This is a genomic window from Hydrogenophaga electricum (genome assembly GCF_030160815.1).
Classification (GTDB): Bacteria; Pseudomonadota; Gammaproteobacteria; order Burkholderiales; family Burkholderiaceae_C; genus Hydrogenophaga; species Hydrogenophaga electricum.
Genome location: NZ_BSPB01000180.1, coordinates 1 through 619 on the forward strand (window position 1 = coordinate 1; position 619 = coordinate 619).

Annotated in this window: 1 protein-coding gene; it reads right to left on the reverse strand. The window is 36.2% G+C overall.

Features of this window, described 5'->3' with window-relative positions; all coding sequences use genetic code 11:
• Window positions 1–303: 303 nt before the first annotated feature.
• Window positions 304–483 carry a hypothetical protein gene (locus QQK43_RS23785; protein WP_284309657.1) on the reverse strand — a complete coding sequence of 60 codons (180 nt, stop codon included), beginning with the start codon at window positions 481–483 and terminating at the stop codon, window positions 304–306.
• Between the last annotated feature and the right edge of the window lie 136 nt (window positions 484–619).

Below are 619 nucleotides of genomic sequence, written 5' to 3' on the forward strand. Positions count from 1 at the left end.
TGCAAGCGGAATGGTGATGTACACCGACTCAACCAAGCACCCCAATGGAGGTTGCATGTATCGATGCCTTGGCGAACACTTGTTGTACGGCTGCAATCAAATCTGTGGAGCTCTGGGTAGGCTTAAATATGTAGCAAAGGAATAGCAAATGCTCAAATCAGAGAATGCAAAGTTGAATAATTGTTCAAAGTCAAGCACCGTGCTGGTCCTAGGCTAGAACGTACTAGAGACGCGAGCCTAGACACAAACAATACCACAAGATAGCACTAGGAACAACTCATGCACAACTCTGATATATGAAGTTCAGCTCAAACATAACAGTATTTTCTCTTTTCTTTCTTTCTTCTTTCTTCTTTTCTTTTTTTTTCCTTTTCTTTTCTGTTTTTTTTGTGCGGCTTTTTTTTTCTTTTCTTTTTTTATGCACCTTTCTGCCTTTTTTTTTCTCACTTTTTTCTTGATTTTTTTTAACAAAAACTGACTCAAGGACCTTAATGTAAGGTTACAGGGACTCAAACGTAAATATAAAATTTACAGGGACTCAAATGTAAAAGTCTAAACCCAAAATTAAAATTATACAAAAAATGGAATGTTGAATTTATGCCGGTTCTGTTTTTCCAAA